The sequence below is a fragment of the Roseateles sp. GW821-FHT09G03 genome, from assembly GCF_059416045.1.
This window is the reverse complement of sequence record NZ_JBWKOK010000002.1, coordinates 627,154-646,569: the sequence shown is the minus strand read 5'-3', so window position 1 is coordinate 646,569 and position 19,416 is coordinate 627,154. Positions and strand designations below refer to the sequence as shown.

Sequence of the window (19,416 nt, the reverse complement as noted above, 5' to 3'; positions counted from 1 at the left end):
CATTGGCCCCATGCAACTGAGTCAAGCCGCCTGGGCCCGCATCGTCCCGTTCGCCCTCTTCATGCTGCTGCTGGCGCTGCGGGGCGCCTTTCCCGAGCAGAATGCCCTGGGCCTCGATCCGCGCTGGATCTACGCGTTGAACCTCGTGGTGGTCGGCGGCGCGCTGGCCTGGTTCTGGCGCGGCTACGGCGAATTCGACCGGCAGAACCGGCCGGGCCTTGGCGAGGCCGCGTTGAGCGTCGCCGTCGGCCTCGTCGTCTTCGGCTTGTGGATCAACCTCGACGCGCCCTGGATGCAACTCGGCGAGGCGACCGCCGCCTTCGTGCCGATGACGGCGGACGGCCGCGTGGACTGGCCGCTGATCGCGATCCGCTGGCTGGGCGCGACGCTGCTGGTGCCGGTGATGGAGGAGCTGTTCTGGCGCAGCTTCCTGATGCGCTGGATCTCGAGCCCGCAGTTCGAGACCGTCGATCCGCGCGCGGCCGGGCTGCGGGCGCTGGTGCTGTCGACCTTCGTCTTCATGCTCGCGCACACGCTGTGGCTGGCCGCGATCGTGGCCGGCGCCGCGTATGCCTGGCTCTACATCCGCACCGGCAAGCTGTGGTGCGCCGTCATCGCGCATGCGGTGACGAACGGCGTGCTCGGGATCTGGGTGGTCTACAGCGGGCGATGGGAATTCTGGTGACGCGACCGGCGTCCTCGACGCAGCGTTAGCGGTGGCTCCAGCCGCAGCCCACGATACGCTCAGCGCTTGAGCGCCTTCGTCACGGCCGCCGGCCGCTGCAGGTGCTTGAAGCGCTCGAACAGCCAGCAGCGCATGCCCATCACCAGCGTGAACTGGCGCTTCTCCTCGTCGGGCAGCTTCTGGTCGAGCAGGTGCTGTCGCGCGAAGTCCTCGGCGACACGCTGAAGCCGGTCGCGCAGCTCCCGCGCCATGTCGGGGCTGAGCTGGCCGTGGACCAGCATCAGCAGCTCCGCGTCGCTGTCGAAGCCGCCGGCGAAGAAATCCTGCATGACGTTCTCGCGGAAGAAGGCCATCACCGGCCCCTGAGGCCGCCAGCGGAAGGTCTTCGCGACCTGCAGCCGATACCGGTTCAACGGCCGCAGCTCGATGATGCCGAGCCGGTCCAGCTGCGCGAGCGCGCGCGTCACGTCCGGCTCGCCCATGCGGTAGGTCGCGACGATCTGCTCGAAGCTCCATTGGCTCAGGCAGCAGATGGCGGTCAGCAGCAGCTTCTCGTCGGCGACGACCTCACGCTCCTGCTGCAGCGTCAGCTCGCGGCGCAGCGGCTGCGATTGGGCGAGGCGCTGCGAGAGCTCGGCGAAGTCGGTCTTCAGCACGCGGCAGATCTCGTCGATCCGCGACAGCGGCATCTCGCCGCCCGAGGCGAACATGCGCTTCACGCTGGACTCGGACAGGTCCAGCGCGGTCGCCAGCTGCGCGTAGCTGATGCCGGACTGCTTCAGCTCGGCCTTGATGAGATCGATGAGGGATTGCGTGCTCGCCATGGGGGCGGACGTTAGCGCAACTCGGTAGCGGGAATCGAGACCACACAGTGCGCTCGGCGATACCGCCGCAGATGATGCGCGTCCTGGCCCGCACCGTTCCCGACCATCGCGTCCGTTCCAACTTCCAACGGGCGCCGACATGCTCCGCCGACGTCATCTCCTGTGCTGCGGCGCCGCCGCAGCAGCGGGTCTCTTCAGCGCACTCGCGGCCGATGCGGCCGGTCCGCTGCGCAATCCCTGCGGTCATGCGTCGCTGCCGATCCCCGGCGTCGATCCGCAATGGCTTGAACGCATCTGGGACGGCCTCGACCCCGCCCAACTCTGGGACGTCCACGCGCACCTGATCGGCACCGGCGATTCGGGCTCGGGTTGCTGGATCGCGCCCTCGCTGTCGCAGTGGTGGCATCCGGTCGAGTTCGCCCGCAAGCACGCGATCCTCAACGGCGCCTGCGTCGATCCGCGTTCGGTCGCCGCGGGGGACATCGACCGCGCCTACGTGCGCCGGCTCACCGCGCTGGCGGACGCCTTCCCGGCCGGCGCGCGCTGGCTGCTCTTCGCTTTCGACGAGGCCGTGGACGCCACCGGCCGCCGTCGACCCGACTGGACGACCTTCCACGTCCCGGATGCCTATGCCCGCGCCATCGCCGTCGAACGTCCCGACCGCTTCGGCTGGGTCGCCAGCATCCATCCGAACCGCGACGACGCGCTGGAACGGCTGGACCGCGCGATCGCCGGCGGCGCGCTGGCGATGAAATGGCTGCCGAGCAGCATGGCCATCGACCTGCGCGACGCCCGGCTGCGGCCCTTCTACGACCGCCTCGCTGCGGCACGGCTTCCGCTCATCGTTCATTGCGGGGAGGAGCACGCCGTCCCCGGCGCGGACCGCCAGGACCTCGGCAATCCGCTTCTGCTGCGCGAGCCCTTGCGGCACGGCGTGCGCGTGATCGCGGCGCATTGCGCCTCGCTGGGTCACGCGATGGACCTGGATCTTCCGCGCCCCCGCTCCGTGTCCGCCTTCGAGCTCTTCGGCCGCTTGATGGACGAGCCGGCCTGGCAGGGCCTGCTGCTGGGCGACGTCTCCGCGATGTTCCAGTTCAACCGCCGGCCCGAGGTCTGGCGGACCGTGCTGCGACGCAAGGACTGGCACGACCGGCTGCTGCACGGCTCCGACTACCCGCTGCCCGGCGTGCTCCCGCTGGTCCGGCTGCCTCAACTCGTCCGGGCCGGGGTGCTGGACGAGGCCCACGTCGCTCCTTTGGGGGCATTGCGCGATCACCATCCCCTGATGTTTGATCTCGCCCTCAAGCGGCTCGCCCAGTGGCGGGGGGACGCACTGAGCGCTTCGGTCTTCGCGACCGCCCGGCACTTCCCCGTGCAGGCGGCATGAAGAACTCCCACTGAACCCCGGGGGTCACTCGTCGGCGAGACCCGAACGGCCCCGAACCGAGCGGTAGCACCGATCGATACCGGGACAGGCGGCGGGTGATACTCGCCGCAAATCAGCAGGGGGAACCGGGCGCTCGCGACGACAGTCGCGCCATCGCCACCGGCAACCACCCGACGGGGCGACGACCCCGGCAACCACAACCGGTCCTGACCGACCGGCCTACAGGAGGAAACCTAGACATGACCACCCCGCACATCCGCATCCAGCGCGACACGCCAGCCTGGCGCTACCAGGTGTGGATCTCCTTCGGCATCAGCGTCGCGCTCTGCGCGATCGGGCTGGCCTGGCTCCCCGGCGCCGACCTGGATCGCGCCTTCATGGTCATGGGCTACGTGTTCTGCCTGTCCGCCGCCTTCGCGCTGTCCAAGTACATCCGCGACAACCAGGGCGCCCGCAGCGATACCCCGATGTGGGGCCTGGTCGTCTGGAGCGGCTTCGCCCTGGCGATGGCGCTCACCGGCTGGGGCCTGTGGCGCATGGAAGTCCAGCCCGTCTGGAAGGCCTACCTGCTGGTCTGCTGGTTCTACCTGATCTCCAACGTCTTCACGCTCGCCAAGATGCTGCGCGATGCCCACGAGGCCGATCTGGCCGAAGCCCGCCTGCAAGGCCGCCGCGATGCCCAGCGCGAGGCCGTGCCGGCCGCCGCCCAATGAGCACCGCCGCCCACGTCCCACCAACCCCGTCTTCGACCTTCCCGACCGCAAGGAGTTCCGCCATGCGTCCCCGTTCGTCCCTCATCGCCCTCCTGACCGCCGCCGCCCTCGCCTTCGGAGCGACGGGTGCGGCCCGCGCCCACGGCGGCCTCAGCGACGCCAGCGCGGCGCTCTCGGCCATCCCGGTCGCCATCTCCGTCGTCGCGCCCTCCGCGGTTCTGGCCGGCGGCGCAGCCTTCGTCGTCGTCGCGGTCGAGAGCACCGCCCGCGGCACCGTCTGGGTGCTGGAACGCGCCTCCGACGGCGTGCGCATCAGCGTCGAGTTCTCCGGCAAGGTGGTCGTCGGCGCGGCGACCTCGGTGGGCACGGCCGTCGTCGTCACGGCGATCAGCACGGGTTACGTGATCTCCGCCGCGGCCGAGGCCATCGCCTTCATTCCGAACGAGATCGGTGCCTCGCTGCTCCACAACGAACGCGTCACCAACAAGGACCGTGTCACGCGATGAACGGCGACCGGGCCATGAAGGCGATCCTGGTGGCCGCCACGCTGGCAGCGATGCTTGCCGCGGCTCCGGCCCATGCCGGCCGGCCGTGCGAGGACAAGCAGCCCACGCTCGACCAGATCCGGCGCGGCATGGACCTCGCGCAGGCGACCGCCGCCGCGCTGGACCGCAGCGGCGCCGACGTCGTGCTGCTGGCCCGCGCCGGCCAGAACCTCGGCGAGTACGGGCTGCGCTGGTCGCATGTGGGCTTCGTCTATCGCGACACCATGGGCAGCGGCGCCGATGCCAAGCCGGTCTGGCGCGTGATGCACAAGCTCAACCAGTGCGGCACCGCGCTGGCCGACCTGTACCGGCAAGGCCTGGGCGAGTTCTTCATGGACAACCCGTTCCGCTACGAGGCGGCGTTCTCGATCCTCAAGCCCGAGCTGCAGCAGGCGCTGCTGCCGGTGCTGAAGGAGAACGCCCGCTCGGCGGCCCTGCATACGCCGGACTACAACATGGTGGCCTACCCGTGGTCGCGCCAGTACCAGCAGAGCAACCAGTGGGCGCTGGAGACGCTGGCGTCCGCCGCCGCGCCGCGCGAGGTGCTGAACCGCGCGCAGGCGCAGGACTGGCTCAAGCGCCAGGGCTACGAGCCGTCGGACCTGCGTCTGTCGACCGCCAAGCGCCTGGGCGCGCGCATCGGCATGGCCAACGTCGCCTTCGACGACCATCCGTCGGCGAGGCGCTTCTCGGGTCACATCGAGACCACCACGGCCGACACCATCTTCAGCTGGCTGGTCCGCACCGGCTACGGACAGGCGCCGCAGAGCGTCAAGGCCGCGCCCTGACACTTGTGCGCGGACACTGATTCCTCCCTTCCCCCGACTTCCACAGCGAGCCCTCCCATGAGCGACTCTTCCCACACCAGCCAGTTCGCGTTGCTGAGCCAGCGCCGGTTCGCGCCCTTCTTCTGGACGCAGTTCCTCGGCGCGGGCAACGACAACCTGTTCAAGTTCGCCTTCACCGTGCTGGTGACCTACCAGCTCAGCGTGAGCTGGCTGCCGCCGACGCAGGCGGGGCTGGCGATCGGCGCGTTGTTCATCCTGCCCTTCGTGCTGTTCTCGGCGACCAGCGGCCAGCTCGCCGACAAGTACGACAAGGCGCGGCTGATGCGCTTCGTGAAGTCGCTCGAGATCGTCATCATGGGCCTGGCCGCCTACGGCTTCTATGCGGTGAACGTGCCGGTGCTGCTGGGCTGCGTGTTCCTGATGGGGCTGCACTCCACGCTGTTCGGGCCGGTCAAGTACGCCTACCTGCCGCAGCACCTGAGCGACCACGAGATCACCGGCGGCAACGGCATGGTGGAGATGGGGACCTTCGTCTCCATCCTGCTGGGCAACCTGGCGGGCGGACTGCTGGTCGCGACGCCGATCGTCGGGCCGCAGCACGTGGCGATCGCCTGCGTGGTGGTGGCGCTGCTGGGCCGCGCGACGGCGCAGGCGATTCCCGCCAGCCCGTCGACCGATCCGGGCCTCGTCATCAACTGGAATCCGGTCTCCGAGACCTGGCGCAACCTGAAGCTGGCGCACGGCCAGCTGGCGGTGTTCCGCTCGCTGCTGGGCATCTCGTGGATGTGGTTCTTCGGCGCGGTGTTCCTGGCCAACTTCCCGTCGTTCGCGAAGGAAGTGCTGCACGGCAACGAGCAGGTCGCGTCGCTGCTGCTGATGGTGTTCTCGGTCGGCATCGGCGTCGGCTCGCTGCTGTGCGAGGTGCTGTCGCGCCGTCAGGTCGAGATCGGCCTGGTGCCGCTGGGCGCGATCGGGATGAGCATCTTCGCGATCGACCTGTACTTCGCGTCGCGCGGGCTGCCGCCGTCGGCGCCACTGAGCGTGGGGGCTTTCCTCGCCAATCACGCGCACTGGCGCGTGCTGGCCGACCTGGGCCTGCTGGCGCTCTTCGCCGGCCTGTACAGCGTGCCGATGTATGCGTTGATCCAGATGCGCGCGCAGCCCTCGCATCGCGCGCGGATCATCGCGGCCAACAACATCCTCAACGCGCTCTTCATGATCGCCAGCTCGATCCTGGCCGGCGCGCTGCTGGGCGCGGGCTTGACGATCCCTCAACTGTTCCTGGTGGTCGGCATCGCCAACGCGGTGGTGGCGTTCTACATCTTCCTGGTCGTGCCGGAGTACCTGCTGCGCTTCTTCGCCTTCGTGCTGTCGCGCGTCGTCTACCGCTTCCGCGTGAGCGGCGATCAGCACATCCCGACGCAAGGCGCGGCCGTGCTGGTCTGCAACCACGTGAGCTTCGTCGACGCCGTGCTGCTGATGGCCGCAAGCCCGCGGCCGATCCGTTTCCTGATGGACCACCGCATCTTCCGGGTGCCGGTGCTGGGCTGGCTGTTCAAGCTGGCCAAGGCGATCCCGATCGCGCCGCAGAAGGAAGACGCGGCGACCTACGATGCGGCCTTTGCCGCCGCACAGGCGGTGCTGGATGACGGCGAGATGGTGGGGATCTTCCCGGAAGGCGGCCTCACGCGCGACGGCTCGCTGCAGGCGTTCAAGGGCGGCGTGATGAAGCTGCTCGAAGGCCGTCCGGACATCCCGGTGGTGCCGATGGCGCTGCAGAACCTGTGGGGGTCGTTCTTCTCGCGCGTCGAGGAGGGTCAGGCGATGGTGCGGCCATTCCGGCGCGGGCTGTTCAGCCGCGTGGGGCTGGTGGCGTCGGCGCCGATCGCGGCGAAGGAGGTGACGCCGGAGTTGTTGCGCGAGCGGGTGGCGGCATTACTCGTCTCGCAAGACACCGGGACGGCGCAGCCGGTGAAGGCGTGAGCTGACGCGATCCGGTAGCAGGCAAGAAGGCCTCCGCAAGGAGGCCTTCTGCATTCAGCAGCGGCATCACGCGCTGCGTGTGCCTCGCCGCATGAATCGCCTGATCCGCAACTTGATCGCCCTCGCCGAGCGCCACACGGCGCTAGCGCGTACCCAGACCAGCAGGCTTTCCTTCCATACGGTCCAGCGTCCGTAGAGCCGCGCGAACCAGGGCAGGCTCATCAGCGCGGGCTGCGTGAGCGCGAAGATCCGCGCCACCACCGCCGTGCCGACGACCTTCGCCAGCACGATGACGGCGAGCCCCAGTCCCGGCCGGCCGATGCCGATGAGCCAGAGCGCCAGCAGCTTGATCGGCAGCAGCAGCAGGCCCGGCAGGAAGAACACCACGAGCGCCAGATAAGGCGGCAGCCGCCTCACGACGGCTTCCAGCTGGCGCAGCACCGGCAGGCGGCCGATGGCGGCCATCACGCGCTGCAGCGGCTCCCAGCCCCATTCCTCGAAGAGGATGACGATGGCCAGGACCACGCGGATCAGCCATCGGAACGGCGCGAAGAGCAACTTCAGCATCACGCCATCTTTGCACGGCCCACCTTAGGGCCTTCTGAAGTCAGACCCCTCGCGCCCGATCCGCCGCGAAGCGCTGCCGGAAGCCTTCGAAGTCCCCGGCGTCCAGCGACTCACGGACTTCCTTCATCAGGTTGAGGTAGTAGTGCAGGTTGTGCACGCTCGTCAGCATCGGGCCCAGCATCTCGCCGCAGCGGTCGAGGTGATGCAGGTAGGCGCGGCTGAAGTTCTGGCAGCAATAGCAGCTGCAGGTCTCGTCCACCGGCTTCTCGTCGGACTTGTAGCGCGCATTGCGCAGCCGCAGGTCGCCGAAGCGGGTGAACATGTGGCCGTTGCGCGCGTTGCGCGTCGGCATGACGCAGTCGAACATGTCGACGCCCTGGCGCACGCCTTCGACCAGGTCCTCCGGCGTGCCCACGCCCATCAGGTAGCGCGGCTTGTCCGCCGGCAACTGATGCGCGATGTGATCGAGGATGCGCAGCATGTCCGCCTTGGGCTCGCCCACCGAGAGCCCGCCGATCGCGTAGCCCGGCAGGTCCAGGTCCTTGAGCCCGGCCAGCGATGCGTCTCGCAGGTGCTCGAACATGCCGCCCTGCACGATGCCGAACAGCGCGTTCGGGTTCTGCAGCTTGGTGAACTCGTCCTGGCAGCGCTTGGCCCAGCGCAGGCTCATCTCCATCGACAGCCGCGCTTCCTTCTCGGTCGTCAGCTGGCCCTTGGATTCATAGGGCGTGCATTCGTCGAATTGCATGACGATGTCGCTGTTGAGCACCGTCTGGATCTGCATCGAGATCTCCGGCGTCAGGAACAGCTTGTCGCCGTTCACCGGGGACGCGAACTTGACGCCCTCCTCGGTGATCTTGCGCATCTCGCCCAGCGACCAGACCTGGAAGCCGCCCGAGTCCGTCAGGATCGGCTTGTTCCAGCTCTCGAAGCGGTGCAGCCCGCCGAACTGCTTCATGATGTCCAGGCCCGGCCGCATCCACAGGTGGAAGGTGTTGCCCAGGATGATCTGGGCGCCCATCTCCTCGAGCGAGCGCGGCATCACCCCCTTCACCGTGCCGTAGGTGCCCACCGGCATGAAGATGGGCGTCTGCACGACGCCGTGGTTGAGCGTCATGACGCCGCGTCGCGCGCGGCCTTCGGTCTTGAGCAGTTCGAACTTCAGCATGGCCGCGATTATCGGGCCCCGCGTCCGATGGGGGTCGGGCCGTGGCGAGGCGTCACGGCCGCGGCGTAGACTCCTCTCGCAATCGGGAGCGCAGACTCCCCGGAGAAGCATCTTGAGGTCCTGGATCGCCGCCCTCCTCGCGACGGCCGCCTGCGCCATCGCGCCGGCGCCCGCGCTCGCCTGCGGGCCGTACTCGGTCGGCCTCTACGAGTACAGCGGGCTCTACTACCGCGACACCAAGGGCCGCTGGACCGGCATCGACAAGGACGTCATCGACGAAGTCGCCCGCCGCAGCGGCTGCCGGCTCGACGCCCGCACCGAATCGCGCGTGCGCATCTGGGCGCAGATCGCCTCCGGCCAGATGGACATGACGGTCTCCGCGCTGATGACGAAGGAGCGCGAACTCCTCGTCGAGTTCATCCCGTACATCGAGTCCAAGCAGTTCGTCGTGATGCGGCCGGCGCTGGCGGCGGCATTGACGACGCCGGCGGCCTTCCTCGCCGACAAGAAGCGCCGCGTCATCGTCGTCCGCGGTTACGTGTTCACGCCGACGGTGGAATCGTGGATCACGACGATGCGGATCCAGGGGCGCGTCGACGATGCCCCCGACCAGCCCACCGCGATGCGCATCTTCAAGGCCGGCCGCGGGGACGCCGTCGTGCTGGGCGCGCACAGCCTGGCCACCGCGCGGCGCGCCGACCCGGCGTTCGCCTCCTACGTCGCGCTGTCGTATGCGCCGAACGAGCGCAGCATCGGCGCGCTGGCGCTGTCCCGCGAGCGCATCCCCCAGGCTGATCGCGACCTCATGCGACACGCCGTCGACGAGATGCTGAAGGACGGGACCATCGAGGACTTCAAGCACCGGCACCTCGGCAATCTGTCCGAGACCCCGTGAGCCGGACAGCCTGGACGAGGCGGACGCGACAATCGCGGCCATGCCCCACAGCCTCGCCGCGCCCGTCCACGCCGAACTGATCATCAAGAAGAGCCGCTTCATCGGCTGCGTGGAGTCGGTGCCCGATCGCGCGGCGGCGCTGGCGCGTGTCGAGCAGCTGCGCGCCGAGCATCCCGGCGCCGCCCACGTCTGCTGGGCGCTGATGGCCGGCGGGCAGTCCGCCGCCAACGACGACGGCGAGCCCGGCGGCACCGCCGGCCGGCCGATGCTGGAGGTGCTGCGCCACCAGGACCTGGAGGGCGTGCTGGCGACGGTGGTGCGTTACTTCGGCGGCGTGAAGCTGGGCGCGGGCGGCCTGGTGCGCGCCTACACCGACGCCGTCGCGCAGGCGCTGCTGAAGGCCGACAAGGTGCCGGTGATCCGGCTGCGCACCTTGCGCTGCACGCTGCCCTATGCGCAGGAAGGCCTGCTGCGCCGCGAGGCTGAGAAGGTCGGCGCGCAGCTGATGGATGCGACCCATGGGGCGTTGGTCGAGGTCACGCTGCGGTTGCCGGAGAGTGCCGCAGACGCTTTCATCGCGCTGCTCAACGAGGCGGGTCAAGGACGGATCGGATGGTTGGCGCATCCCGAGGACTGAGCGAGCGCCTCTTTGGGATCGATATGCAAACGCCCTTATAGAGGCTCTTAAGGCAGTTCTTTCAGGGCTAAGAGTCCTTAAAGAGGCGCTTATTTTGCGTCGTCACCTCCGATCGTTCCTGCTGCCACTCGACCCCTCCATCGCCCATCCGCGAAAGCTCCGGCCCTCGCCCAGCCTAGAATCGCCGGCTGTTTTCCCCACTACCGCGCGAGACTGCCCGTGGCCGCAACCATCCTCCAAAAGATTCCCGCCGGCGAGCGCGTCGGCATCGCCTTCTCGGGCGGCCTGGACACCAGCGCCGCGGTGCACTGGATGCGCGGCAAGGGCGCCGTCCCCTGCGCCTACACCGCCAACCTCGGCCAGCCCGACGAGAGCGACTACGACGAGATCCCCCGCAAGGCCAAGGCCTACGGCGCCGAGATCGCCCGCCTGGTCGACTGCCGCGCGCTGCTGGTCGCCGAAGGCATCGCCGCCCTGCAGTGCGGCGCCTTCCACATCAAGAGCGGCGGCGCCACCTACTTCAACACGACCCCGCTGGGCCGCGCCGTGACCGGCACCGCCCTGGTCGTGGCCATGCGCGACGACGGCGTCAACATCTGGGGCGACGGCTCGACCTTCAAGGGCAACGACATCGAGCGCTTCTACCGCTACGGCCTGCTGGCCAACCCGGCGCTGAAGATCTACAAGCCCTGGCTGGACCAGACCTTCATCGACGAGCTCGGCGGCCGCAAGGAGATGAGCGAATACCTCATCGCCAACGGCTTCGACTACAAGATGAGCGTGGAGAAGGCCTACTCGACCGACTCCAACATGCTGGGCGCCACCCACGAGGCCAAGGACCTGGAGTTCCTTAACCAGGGCATGAACATCGTCAACCCGATCATGGGCGTGGCCTTCTGGAAGGAAGACGTCGTCATCAAGCCGGAGACCGTGTCGGTGCGCTTCGAGGAAGGCGTGCCCGTCGCGATCAACGGCCGGACCTTCCCCGACCTGGTCGAGCTGTTCCTGGAAGCCAACCGCGTCGGCGGCCGTCACGGCCTGGGCATGTGCGACCAGATCGAGAACCGCATCATCGAGGCCAAGTCCCGCGGCATCTATGAAGCCCCCGGCATGGCGCTGCTGCACATCGCCTACGAGCGACTGGTCACCGGCATCCACAACGAGGACACGATCGAGCAGTACCGCATGAACGGCATGAAGCTCGGCCGCCTGCTGTACCAGGGCCGCTGGTTCGACCCGCAATGCCTGATGCTGCGCGAGACCGCCCAGCGCTGGGTCGCCCGCGCGATCACCGGCGAGGTGACGGTGGAGCTGCGCCGCGGCAACGACTACACCATCCTCGACACCGTCAGCCCCAACCTGACCTACGCGCCGGAGCGCCTGTCGATGGAGAAGGTCGAGGACGCCGCCTTCACGCCGGCCGACCGCATCGGCCAGCTGACGATGCGCAACCTGGACATCGCCGACACCCGCGAGAAGCTCGGCGTCTACAGCCGCAGCGGCCTGCTGGGCAAGAACTCGGAAGGCTCGATCCCGCTGCTGACCGGCGGCGGCGAGTAAGCCGCGGCCACGGCGCTCCGGCGCCGTCGGAAGTTCACTGCAAAAGCCGCCGTCATCGGCGGCTTTTTCGTGGGCGATCGACATCGCCGCCAGGCACTGAGCGCGCTCCTTCGCCTCTTGAGGAGCCCTCATGCGTTCCGCCCTCCTGGCCGCCGTGCTCGTGCTCGGCAGCGCCGTTTCCGATGCCGCCCTCGCCGTCTCACCTCCCCGGAAACCGTGGACCGCGTGGGATGGCGGATGGGTGCGGCTCGAAGCCGACGGCAACCTGAGCTGCTTCAGCTACGACGGCACGAGCTGCGCCTGGCGCGGCAGCGTGGCCGACCCGCGCGCCATCCCGCGCGCGCAGGTGCGACCGCTCGTGTGCGGCGCGGCTCACCGGCTCAGCGCGTGGAACGTCACCGGCTACAACGACGGCGACGAGCTCTCCGGGGAGCGTCACTGGTGCCGGTCGGCCTATGCGACGCTGTTCGCCAAGTGGCAGGACTACAGCACGCTCGGCGCCCCGTTCTGGCTGTCGGAGACGCCGGCCGGCGACCTCATGTGCCATTCCACGGACGGCAGGCATTGCACACCGGTCATCGCAGGCGCCTCCGGTCCACCGACGCTCACCAAGGCACACCCGCTGGTGTGTGGCGCGCATCACCGCAAGATGGTGGGCAACCCGGGTTATGACCAGCCCGACCACTGGTGCCGGATGCCGCAGATCATCGAACGCAAGCGGAATCTCCGCGTGAGCTCATCACGCCGGCAGATCGCGACGCCGGCATGGACGGCGGAGGACGAACCAGCCGTCGTCGTGCGCGCGCGGGTGCCGTCGGATCGCATGCTGCAGCTCCTGACCAAGGCCCGCTTCGCCGTGCCCTGGATCGACGGCAGCAGTTCGATCCTGTTGGGCTTCGATGCAGGCGCCAGTGGCCGCGTGATCGCGGGCGCCCTGGACCTGCCCCCGCCCTGGGGATCACGACGGACGGCGGACGACACCGTCACCGCCGGCCTCTCGGTGACCGCTCGAGGCAACCTGTGCTTCTTCAGCACGCGCTCGGGCAGGACGCGCTCGGGCCAGGTCTTCTCGGCGTCGTCGCTGCTCGGCAATTCCCGGCAGGTGGCGCTGGCCTACGGACTGCCGCCGGTGCAGATCGCGGGGAGTCCGCTCCGCCATCCGGCGGTGCTGCTGTCCACCGAACTGGGAGGGGCCGATGTCCAGATCGACGAACTCCTGACGGTCGTGGCGCGCGTCGTGCCGGTCGAAGGCTCCACGACGCTGAAGCGCAAGATCCCGTACCACGCCCCTTGCGACAGCTACTGGTGAGCCCGGCACGATGCCCGTGGACCGTGCGGCAACAAAAAAGCCGCTGATCGCTCAGCGGCTTCTTTCGCGAGGGGCCCGGCGCCCCGATCCGGGTGATCAGCCGCGGCGGCGGCGCGCCAGGAAGCCCAGCGCGCCCAGGCCCGCCAGCATCAGCGCGTAGGTGTGCGGCTCCGGGACGGCCGGGGCGACCGCGGCGTTGACGTTGGAGCTCAGGAACTCCGCGCGCAGGCCGGTGAAGTTGTAGGTCTGGTCCACGGTGTCGGTCACGACGAACTGCAGGGTGTTCACGCCCGCGAGGAAACCGCTCGAGGCCGAGAACGAGGTCCAGTCCGCATAGCCGCGCTGGCCGGAGATCGTCGAGATCGCCACGCCGTTGAGCAGCAGCACGCCGTTGTTGTCCGCCGCCCAGTGGCCGCTGAACGAGGCGCTGCTGGCATCGAAACCGGTCAGGTCGAAGTTCAGCGTCCAGGTGAACGTCGAATTGCCCGTCGGGCTGTAGTTCGTGTTCTGGTCGGCACCCGGGATCAGCCACGACGAGGACGAGGTGTTGGGCAGCCAGCTCGGGAACGGATCCGCATTGCCGTTGCTGACGACGCCGAAGCCGTTCAGACCGGCCGCTTCGCCGGTGGCCGTGTACTTGTAGTTGGTGTCGGTGCTGCCGGCCGCCTGTCCGGCACCCGTGTTCACCAGGCCCCCGATGGAAGCGGCGGCGGCCAGGCCGCTGAACAGCGCGGCGGCGGCGGCGATCAAGGTGCGTGCAAACAGCGTCATGGTGGATCCCGAGCAGAGGTAGGTCTTGTGGGCTCGATTGTCCCTAAACATAGGGATTCCCAAACGTCCACAACCCCCCGTGGGCACGGGGGGACACCACAGTCCGAAAGAGGGGTCGGGTGTTGCCTGAACTGTCATTTCGCGCCAGAACGGCGCGCGATCGCGCCGAATGGGCGCATCACGCCCACTTCCGATTCACGCCGCACCGTCGCCGGGCGCCGGGGACATCGACGTCGGAACGGGACCGGCCGGTGCGAGCGGCTCGATCCGCGGCAGGTGACCGAGCTTGTCGGGATTGCGCTGGACATAGATCGCGCTGACCCGACCCGCTTCCGGCGCGGGTCGCAGCGCGACGGTCTGGATCGGTTCGCCGGCCACGTCGTAGACGATGTAGCCCGGCAGGCCGTTGACCCGCGCGGGGCGGACGCGCCAGTCGCGCGCGGTCGGCATCTTCACGAAGCCCACGAAGGTCCGCGCCACCAGGGCGCCGCCTTCGAGCATCCGCGGCACCGCGGAGACCTTGCCGCCGCCGTCCGCCAGCAGCACCGCGTCGTCGGTCAGCACCTTGGCCAGTCCTTCGACGTCGAAGGACTGCAAGGCCCCCATGAAGGCCTGGAACAGGCGCTGGCGCTCCTCATCCTCGACCTCGTGGCGCGCGTAGTCCGCCTTGACGTGCTGTCGCGCGCGGCTCGCCAGCTGGCGGCACGCCGCGGCGCTGCGGTTCAGGCGGCGTGCGATCTCGTCGAAGTCCAGTTCGAACACCTCGTGCAGCAGGAAGGCGGCGCGCTCGAGCGGGGAGAGCCGCTCCAGCGTCAGCATGAACGCCACCGACACGTCCTGCGCGAACTCCGCCTGCGCCTCGGGGTTCGGCGACCAGTCGCCGGCCTCGTCGACCAGCGGCTCCGGCAGCCAGACGCCGACGTACTGCTCGCGACGCATCGCCGCCGACTGCAGCCGGTCCAGGCAGAGGTTGGTCACCAGCCGCGACAGGAATGCGCCGGCGTGACGCACGGTCGACTCGTCGACATCGGCCCAGCGCAGCCAGGCCTCCTGGACGATGTCCTCGGCCTCGGCGCGCGATCCCAGCATGCGGTAGGCCAGCGCCCGCAGCGAACGGGCGTGATCGCGGTCGTAGCGCAGCGCGCGCGCGGCCGGCGAGGGATCGAGCACGGGCGTGCCGGCGGCAGGGGCACCGGGAGCAGCGTCGGGAGCGGTGTCGGGAGCGGTGTCGGTCATGGGGTCGTCCGGAGTCGTCTTGCTCACAAGACGACGCAGCCTACGCCGATGTGACACGGCGCGCGACACACCTCAGCGGAACAGGGGCCGGCCCGGAAGCGAGCCCTCGTCGGTCAGCGCCCGGCGCGCTCCAGCAGCATCGCGTCGCCGTAGCTGAAGAAGCGGTAGCGCCGTTCGATCGCGTGGCGGTAGAGCGCCATGATCGGCTCGTAGCCGGCAAAGGCCGACACCAGCATCATCAGGGTGCTCTTGGGCAGGTGGAAGTTGGTCACCAGCCGGTCGACGACCTGGAAGTCGAAGCCAGGCGTGATGAAGATGTCGGTCTCGCGCGCGCCGGCCTTGAGCCCGCCGCCGAGTGCCGCCGATTCCAGCGCGCGCAGCGTCGTGGTGCCGACGGCCGTGACCTTGCCGCCCGCGGCGCGGCAGCGCGCGATCGCGTCGACGGTCTCGGGCGTGACCTGGAACCACTCGCTGTGCATCTTGTGCTCGGCCAGCGACTCGACGCGCACCGGCTGGAAGGTGCCGGCGCCGACGTGCAGCGTCACGTGCGCCGTGCCGACGCCGCGTTCGGCCAGCCGCGCGAGCAGCGCCTCGTCGAAGTGCAGCGCGGCCGTCGGCGCGGCCACGGCGCCGGGCTCGCGCGCGAACACGGTCTGGTAGCGCCGCACGTCGTCGGCCGAGTCGCCGTGCTCGATGTAGGGCGGCAGCGGCACGTGGCCGTGCTGCTCGAGCAGCTCGAAGGGGTCGCCGGACAGGCGCAGGTGGAAGAGGCCGTCGTCCGGCCCGCAGCGGCCGAGAACCTCGGCGTCGAAGGCGTCGGCGAAGCGCACCACCGCGCCCGCCTTCGGGCTCTTGCTGGCACGCATGTGGGCCCAGACCTCGCGGGTGCCGGGCAGCACGCGCTCGACCAGCGCCTCGACCGCGCCGCCGCTGGCCTTGGCGCCGTACAGGCGGGCCTTGATGACCTTGGTGTCGTTGAACACCAGCAGGTCACCCGGGTTCAGCAGGTCGGGCAGCTCGCGGAACACGCGGTCGACGGGTGGATCGGACCGGCCGTCGAGCAGACGCGAGGCGCTGCGTTCCGCGGCGGGGTGCTGGGCGATGAGATCGGAGGGCAGAGCGAAATCGAAATCGCTCACCGAGAAGGTTCGGGACATGGGAGCGATTTTCCCACTACTGCCAGCGCGCCCCTTGCTGCAGCAGCATGGCCAGCCGGCCACTGCCTTGCAACTCGCCGAGGCCGCGGCTCAGCGCGGCGGCGAATCGCTCGCCCTCGGGACGGATCTTCGAGAACACCGTGTACAGCGGGATCTCCGACACCGAGGGCTCCAGCCACACCAGCTTGCCGGCGGCGGCGCGCAGATGCGTCTCCAGCAGGTGCGCGCCGACACCCTTGTCGATCAGCGCCAGATCAACGCGACCGGCCAGCAGCTTGCGCAGGTTGGCGAGGTCGTCGACGGCACCCTCGACCGGCAGGTTCGCTGCGTCGAAGCGCGGCGGATTCGCATAACCGTGGACCACGCCGATGCGCAGGTCGTGCAGCGCGGCGAGGTCGTCGATGCGGCGCCGGTGATCCGCCCTCGCCATGAAGCCGACCTGGTTGAGGATGCCCAGCGGTTGCGGGAAGCGCATGGTGCGCTCGCGCTCGGTCGAACGCCACGTGCCGATGACGCCGTCGTGTTCGCCGCGCTGGAACTCCAGCAGCGCGCGCGCCCACGGGCGGAAGGTGAGTTCCATCGACCGGCCCGCCTGATGCAGGGCGGCGCGCGTGATCTCACAGGCGATGCCGCCGCCGGCCAAGGCGCTGCCGGTGTAGGGCGGGAACTCGGTGGCGACCATCCGTACCGGCGCATCGCCCGCATTGGCCGCGCGCGCCGGCAGCGCCGGCACGGCGGTGGCGGCGAGCCAGAGCAGGCTCTCGCGGCGGGTGATCATGGGCGGACGGGGCAGATGGATCGATGACGGCTGGACGGCCGGCAGGCGCGTCCAGGCCAGCCTAGCAGCCGCCCGTGGCGAACGGCCCCTCCCCGACCCGGGTGCGGACGCCAGAACGGCGCGGTGAACCGGCAATCGATCACGGCCGCGCTGAAAACGCGTCGGCATCGGGCACGCGGATCGACGCCTTCCTCTGCATCCCTCCGCCTTCATCCCCCTCCTCCCCCGAGGCAGAATCCTCCCCCATATGTCCGAGGCCAGCACCGCTCCATCGTCTCCGCCGCCGCCCGCGAAACCGGGTCGCGCGGGAGCGGGCGGAGAGGCCGCGGCGCCCCGGTCCGCGCCCCAGAAGGCGATGGAGAAGATGGGCCTGACGCGCGACATCGACCTCGCGCTGCACCTGCCGCTGCGCTACGAGGACGAGACCACGCTGACGCCGCTGGACCACGCGCGCGACGGCGACACGCTCCAGTGCGAGGGCGAGGTCATCGAGTGCCGCATCGAGATCCGCGGCCGCCGGCAACTGCTGGTCAAGCTGCGCGACGACGGCGGCGCGCTGCTGGCGCTGCGCTTCCTCCACTTCTATCCCGCGCATCAGAAGACGATGGCCGTCGGCAACCGCGTGCGCGTGCGCGGCGAGATCCGCGTCGGCTTCTTCGGCCGCGAGATGGTCCATCCCAACTTCCGCAAGGTCGACGCGGACACGCCGCTGTCGACCTCGCTGACGCCCGTCTACCCGACCAGCGCCCAGCTGCCGCAGGCCTACCTGCGCAAGGCCGTCGCGTCCGCGCTGCGCAGAGCGCCGCTGGATGAAGTGCTGCCGCTGGCGCTGGTGCCCAAGGGGCTGCCCGCGCTGCGCGACGCGCTCAACTTCCTGCACCATCCGCCACCGTCGGCCGGTCTGTCCACGCTGGAGGACCACACCCACCCCGCGTGGCAACGACTCAAGTTCGAGGAGCTGCTCGCGCAGCAGCTCAGCCAGCAACGCGCGCAGCGCGAGCGCGCCCATCTGCGCGCGCCACCGCTGCGCGGCGCGCCGGGCGGCCTGCATGAACGGCTGCTCGCCGCCTTGCCCTTCGCGCTGACGGGCGCGCAGCACCGCGTCGCCGAGGAGATCGCCGCCGACCTCGCCCGCCCGCAGCCGATGCACCGGCTGCTGCAGGGCGACGTCGGCTCGGGCAAGACCGTGGTGGCCGCGCTCGCGGCGGCCGTGGCGATCGACGCCGGCTGGCAATGCGCGCTGATGGCACCCACCGAGATCCTGGCCGAGCAGCACTTCCGCAAGCTCATCGGCTGGCTGGAGCCGCTGGGCATCCGCGTCGCTTGGATCACCGGCAGCATCAAGGGCAAGGCCCGGCAGAAGATGCTTGATGCGGCCGCTTCGGGCGAGGCCACGCTGATCGTTGGCACGCACGCGGTGATCGAGGACAAGGTGCGCTTCCACCGCCTGGGGCTGGCGATCATCGACGAGCAGCACCGCTTCGGCGTCGCGCAACGGCTGGCGCTGCGCAAGAAGCTTGCGGACGAGGCGGCCGGCGCCGACGGCGCGGGAGCGCCGGGTTCAGGCCCGCTCGAGCCGCACCTGCTGATGATGAGCGCAACGCCGATCCCGCGCACGCTGGCCATGACCTACTTCGCCGATCTGGACGTGTCCACGATCGACGAGCTGCCGCCGGGTCGCAGTCCCATCGTCACGCGCGTCTTCGCCGACGGCAGACGCGACGACGTCATCGAGAAGATCGCCGCCGCCGTCGAAGACGGGCGGCAGGTGTACTGGGTCTGTCCGTTGATCGAGGAGTCGGAAGCCCTCGATCTCAAGAACGCCACCGAGACGCATGCCGAGCTCGGCGCGGCGTTGCCGGGGAAGATGGTCGGATTGCTGCACGGCCGCATGCCGTCGGCGGAGAAGGCCGCGGTGATGTCGCTGTTCAGCGGCGGGCAGATGCAGATCCTCGTCGCGACGACCGTCATCGAGGTCGGCGTCGACGTGCCCAACGCCAGCGTGATGGTCATCGAGCACGCGGAGCGCTTCGGCCTGTCGCAGCTGCACCAGTTGCGCGGCCGCGTCGGACGGGGATCGGTCGCCAGCGTGTGCGTGCTGATCTACACCGGGCCGCTGTCGGACACCGGCAAGGCGCGTCTGCGCGCAATGGCGGAGACCACGGACGGCTTCGAGATCGCGCGGCGCGACCTCGACATCCGCGGGCCGGGGGAATTCATGGGCGCGCGCCAGAGCGGCGCGCAGCTGCTGCGCTTCGCCGATCTGCAGGAAGATGCGCCGCTGCTGAGCGCGGCGCGGGCGCTGGCGCCCCGGCTGCTCGACGAGCAACCGCGCGCGGCGCGGCTGCAGGTCGAGCGCTGGCTCGGTCACAAGACCGAATACCTCAAGGCCTGATCGCTCAAGCCTTGGTCA

Annotated in this window: 18 protein-coding genes; 11 read left to right on the top strand and 7 right to left on the bottom strand. The window is 69.5% G+C overall.

Annotation, left to right across the window (positions count from 1 at the left end; all coding sequences use genetic code 11):
- The first annotated feature begins 10 nt into the window (after positions 1–10).
- The gene (locus AC07OZ_RS10095; protein ID WP_495467003.1) at positions 11–685 is read left to right on the top strand and encodes a CAAX prenyl protease-related protein; all 675 of its coding nucleotides are present in this window, start codon (positions 11–13) and stop codon (positions 683–685) included.
- A 59-nt stretch (positions 686–744) separates the two neighbouring features.
- Here the strand turns inward: AC07OZ_RS10095 and AC07OZ_RS10090 are convergent, their stop codons facing one another.
- Positions 745–1,509, bottom strand: coding sequence for a helix-turn-helix domain-containing protein (locus AC07OZ_RS10090; RefSeq protein WP_495467002.1), 765 nt, complete (start codon positions 1,507–1,509; stop codon positions 745–747).
- 139 nt (positions 1,510–1,648) lie between these two features.
- Here AC07OZ_RS10090 and AC07OZ_RS10085 point away from each other — a divergent pair, with 139 nt between their 5' ends.
- From AC07OZ_RS10085 to AC07OZ_RS10065, 5 genes are all read left to right on the top strand, one after another.
- The gene (locus tag AC07OZ_RS10085) at positions 1,649–2,896 is read left to right on the top strand and encodes an amidohydrolase family protein (protein ID WP_495467001.1); all 1,248 of its coding nucleotides are present in this window, start codon (positions 1,649–1,651) and stop codon (positions 2,894–2,896) included.
- Between the two features lie 239 nt (positions 2,897–3,135).
- A complete protein-coding gene (locus AC07OZ_RS10080; protein ID WP_495467000.1) occupies positions 3,136–3,609 on the top strand; it encodes a YiaA/YiaB family inner membrane protein in 474 nt (157 codons plus the stop codon).
- Between the two features lie 62 nt (positions 3,610–3,671).
- Positions 3,672–4,115 (top strand): hypothetical protein, encoded by a 444-nt coding sequence (locus tag AC07OZ_RS10075; RefSeq protein WP_495466999.1) that lies wholly within the window; start codon positions 3,672–3,674, stop codon positions 4,113–4,115.
- A 14-nt stretch (positions 4,116–4,129) separates the two neighbouring features.
- Positions 4,130–4,942, top strand: coding sequence for a DUF2145 domain-containing protein (locus AC07OZ_RS10070; RefSeq protein WP_495466998.1), 813 nt, complete (start codon positions 4,130–4,132; stop codon positions 4,940–4,942).
- Between the two features lie 57 nt (positions 4,943–4,999).
- Positions 5,000–6,925 carry an MFS transporter gene (locus AC07OZ_RS10065; RefSeq protein WP_495466997.1) on the top strand — a complete coding sequence of 642 codons (1,926 nt, stop codon included), beginning with the start codon at positions 5,000–5,002 and terminating at the stop codon, positions 6,923–6,925.
- Positions 6,926–6,991: 66 nt separating this feature from the next.
- Here AC07OZ_RS10065 and AC07OZ_RS10060 read toward each other — a convergent pair whose 3' ends face one another.
- A complete protein-coding gene (locus AC07OZ_RS10060; protein ID WP_495466996.1) occupies positions 6,992–7,492 on the bottom strand; it encodes a hypothetical protein in 501 nt (166 codons plus the stop codon).
- Between the two features lie 40 nt (positions 7,493–7,532).
- Entirely contained in the window at positions 7,533–8,660 is a 1,128-nt protein-coding gene (gene tgt, locus AC07OZ_RS10055) for a tRNA guanosine(34) transglycosylase Tgt (RefSeq protein WP_495466995.1), read from the bottom strand.
- A gap of 112 nt (positions 8,661–8,772) precedes the next feature.
- Here tgt and AC07OZ_RS10050 point away from each other — a divergent pair, with 112 nt between their 5' ends.
- The 4 genes from AC07OZ_RS10050 to AC07OZ_RS10035 all read left to right on the top strand — a co-directional run bounded on the left by AC07OZ_RS10050 (position 8,773) and on the right by AC07OZ_RS10035 (position 13,061).
- A complete protein-coding gene (locus tag AC07OZ_RS10050; protein WP_495466994.1) occupies positions 8,773–9,555 on the top strand; it encodes a substrate-binding periplasmic protein in 783 nt (260 codons plus the stop codon).
- Positions 9,556–9,595: 40 nt separating this feature from the next.
- Entirely contained in the window at positions 9,596–10,192 is a 597-nt protein-coding gene (locus AC07OZ_RS10045; protein ID WP_495466993.1) for an IMPACT family protein, read from the top strand.
- Positions 10,193–10,411: 219 nt separating this feature from the next.
- Entirely contained in the window at positions 10,412–11,752 is a 1,341-nt protein-coding gene (argG, locus tag AC07OZ_RS10040) for an argininosuccinate synthase (protein WP_495466992.1), read from the top strand.
- 130 nt (positions 11,753–11,882) lie between these two features.
- Complete coding sequence (locus AC07OZ_RS10035) at positions 11,883–13,061, top strand: hypothetical protein (protein ID WP_495466991.1); 1,179 nt, start codon at positions 11,883–11,885, stop codon at positions 13,059–13,061.
- Positions 13,062–13,157: 96 nt separating this feature from the next.
- On the opposite strand, the gene AC07OZ_RS10030 is transcribed toward AC07OZ_RS10035, so the two are convergent.
- The 4 genes from AC07OZ_RS10030 to AC07OZ_RS10015 all read right to left on the bottom strand — a co-directional run bounded on the left by AC07OZ_RS10030 (position 13,158) and on the right by AC07OZ_RS10015 (position 17,003).
- Positions 13,158–13,832 carry a PEP-CTERM sorting domain-containing protein gene (locus AC07OZ_RS10030; protein WP_495466990.1) on the bottom strand — a complete coding sequence of 225 codons (675 nt, stop codon included), beginning with the start codon at positions 13,830–13,832 and terminating at the stop codon, positions 13,158–13,160.
- Positions 13,833–14,027: 195 nt separating this feature from the next.
- Positions 14,028–15,068, bottom strand: coding sequence for an RNA polymerase sigma factor SigJ (gene sigJ, locus AC07OZ_RS10025; protein WP_495466989.1), 1,041 nt, complete (start codon positions 15,066–15,068; stop codon positions 14,028–14,030).
- 113 nt (positions 15,069–15,181) lie between these two features.
- On the bottom strand, positions 15,182–16,225 hold the full coding sequence (queA, locus tag AC07OZ_RS10020; protein ID WP_495466988.1) for a tRNA preQ1(34) S-adenosylmethionine ribosyltransferase-isomerase QueA: 1,044 nt from the start codon (positions 16,223–16,225) through the stop codon (positions 15,182–15,184).
- A gap of 16 nt (positions 16,226–16,241) precedes the next feature.
- Positions 16,242–17,003, bottom strand: coding sequence for a substrate-binding periplasmic protein (locus AC07OZ_RS10015; protein WP_495466987.1), 762 nt, complete (start codon positions 17,001–17,003; stop codon positions 16,242–16,244).
- Between the two features lie 355 nt (positions 17,004–17,358).
- Here AC07OZ_RS10015 and recG point away from each other — a divergent pair, with 355 nt between their 5' ends.
- The gene (gene recG, locus AC07OZ_RS10010) at positions 17,359–19,398 is read left to right on the top strand and encodes an ATP-dependent DNA helicase RecG (protein ID WP_495466986.1); all 2,040 of its coding nucleotides are present in this window, start codon (positions 17,359–17,361) and stop codon (positions 19,396–19,398) included.
- Positions 19,399–19,416: the final 18 nt, after the last annotated feature.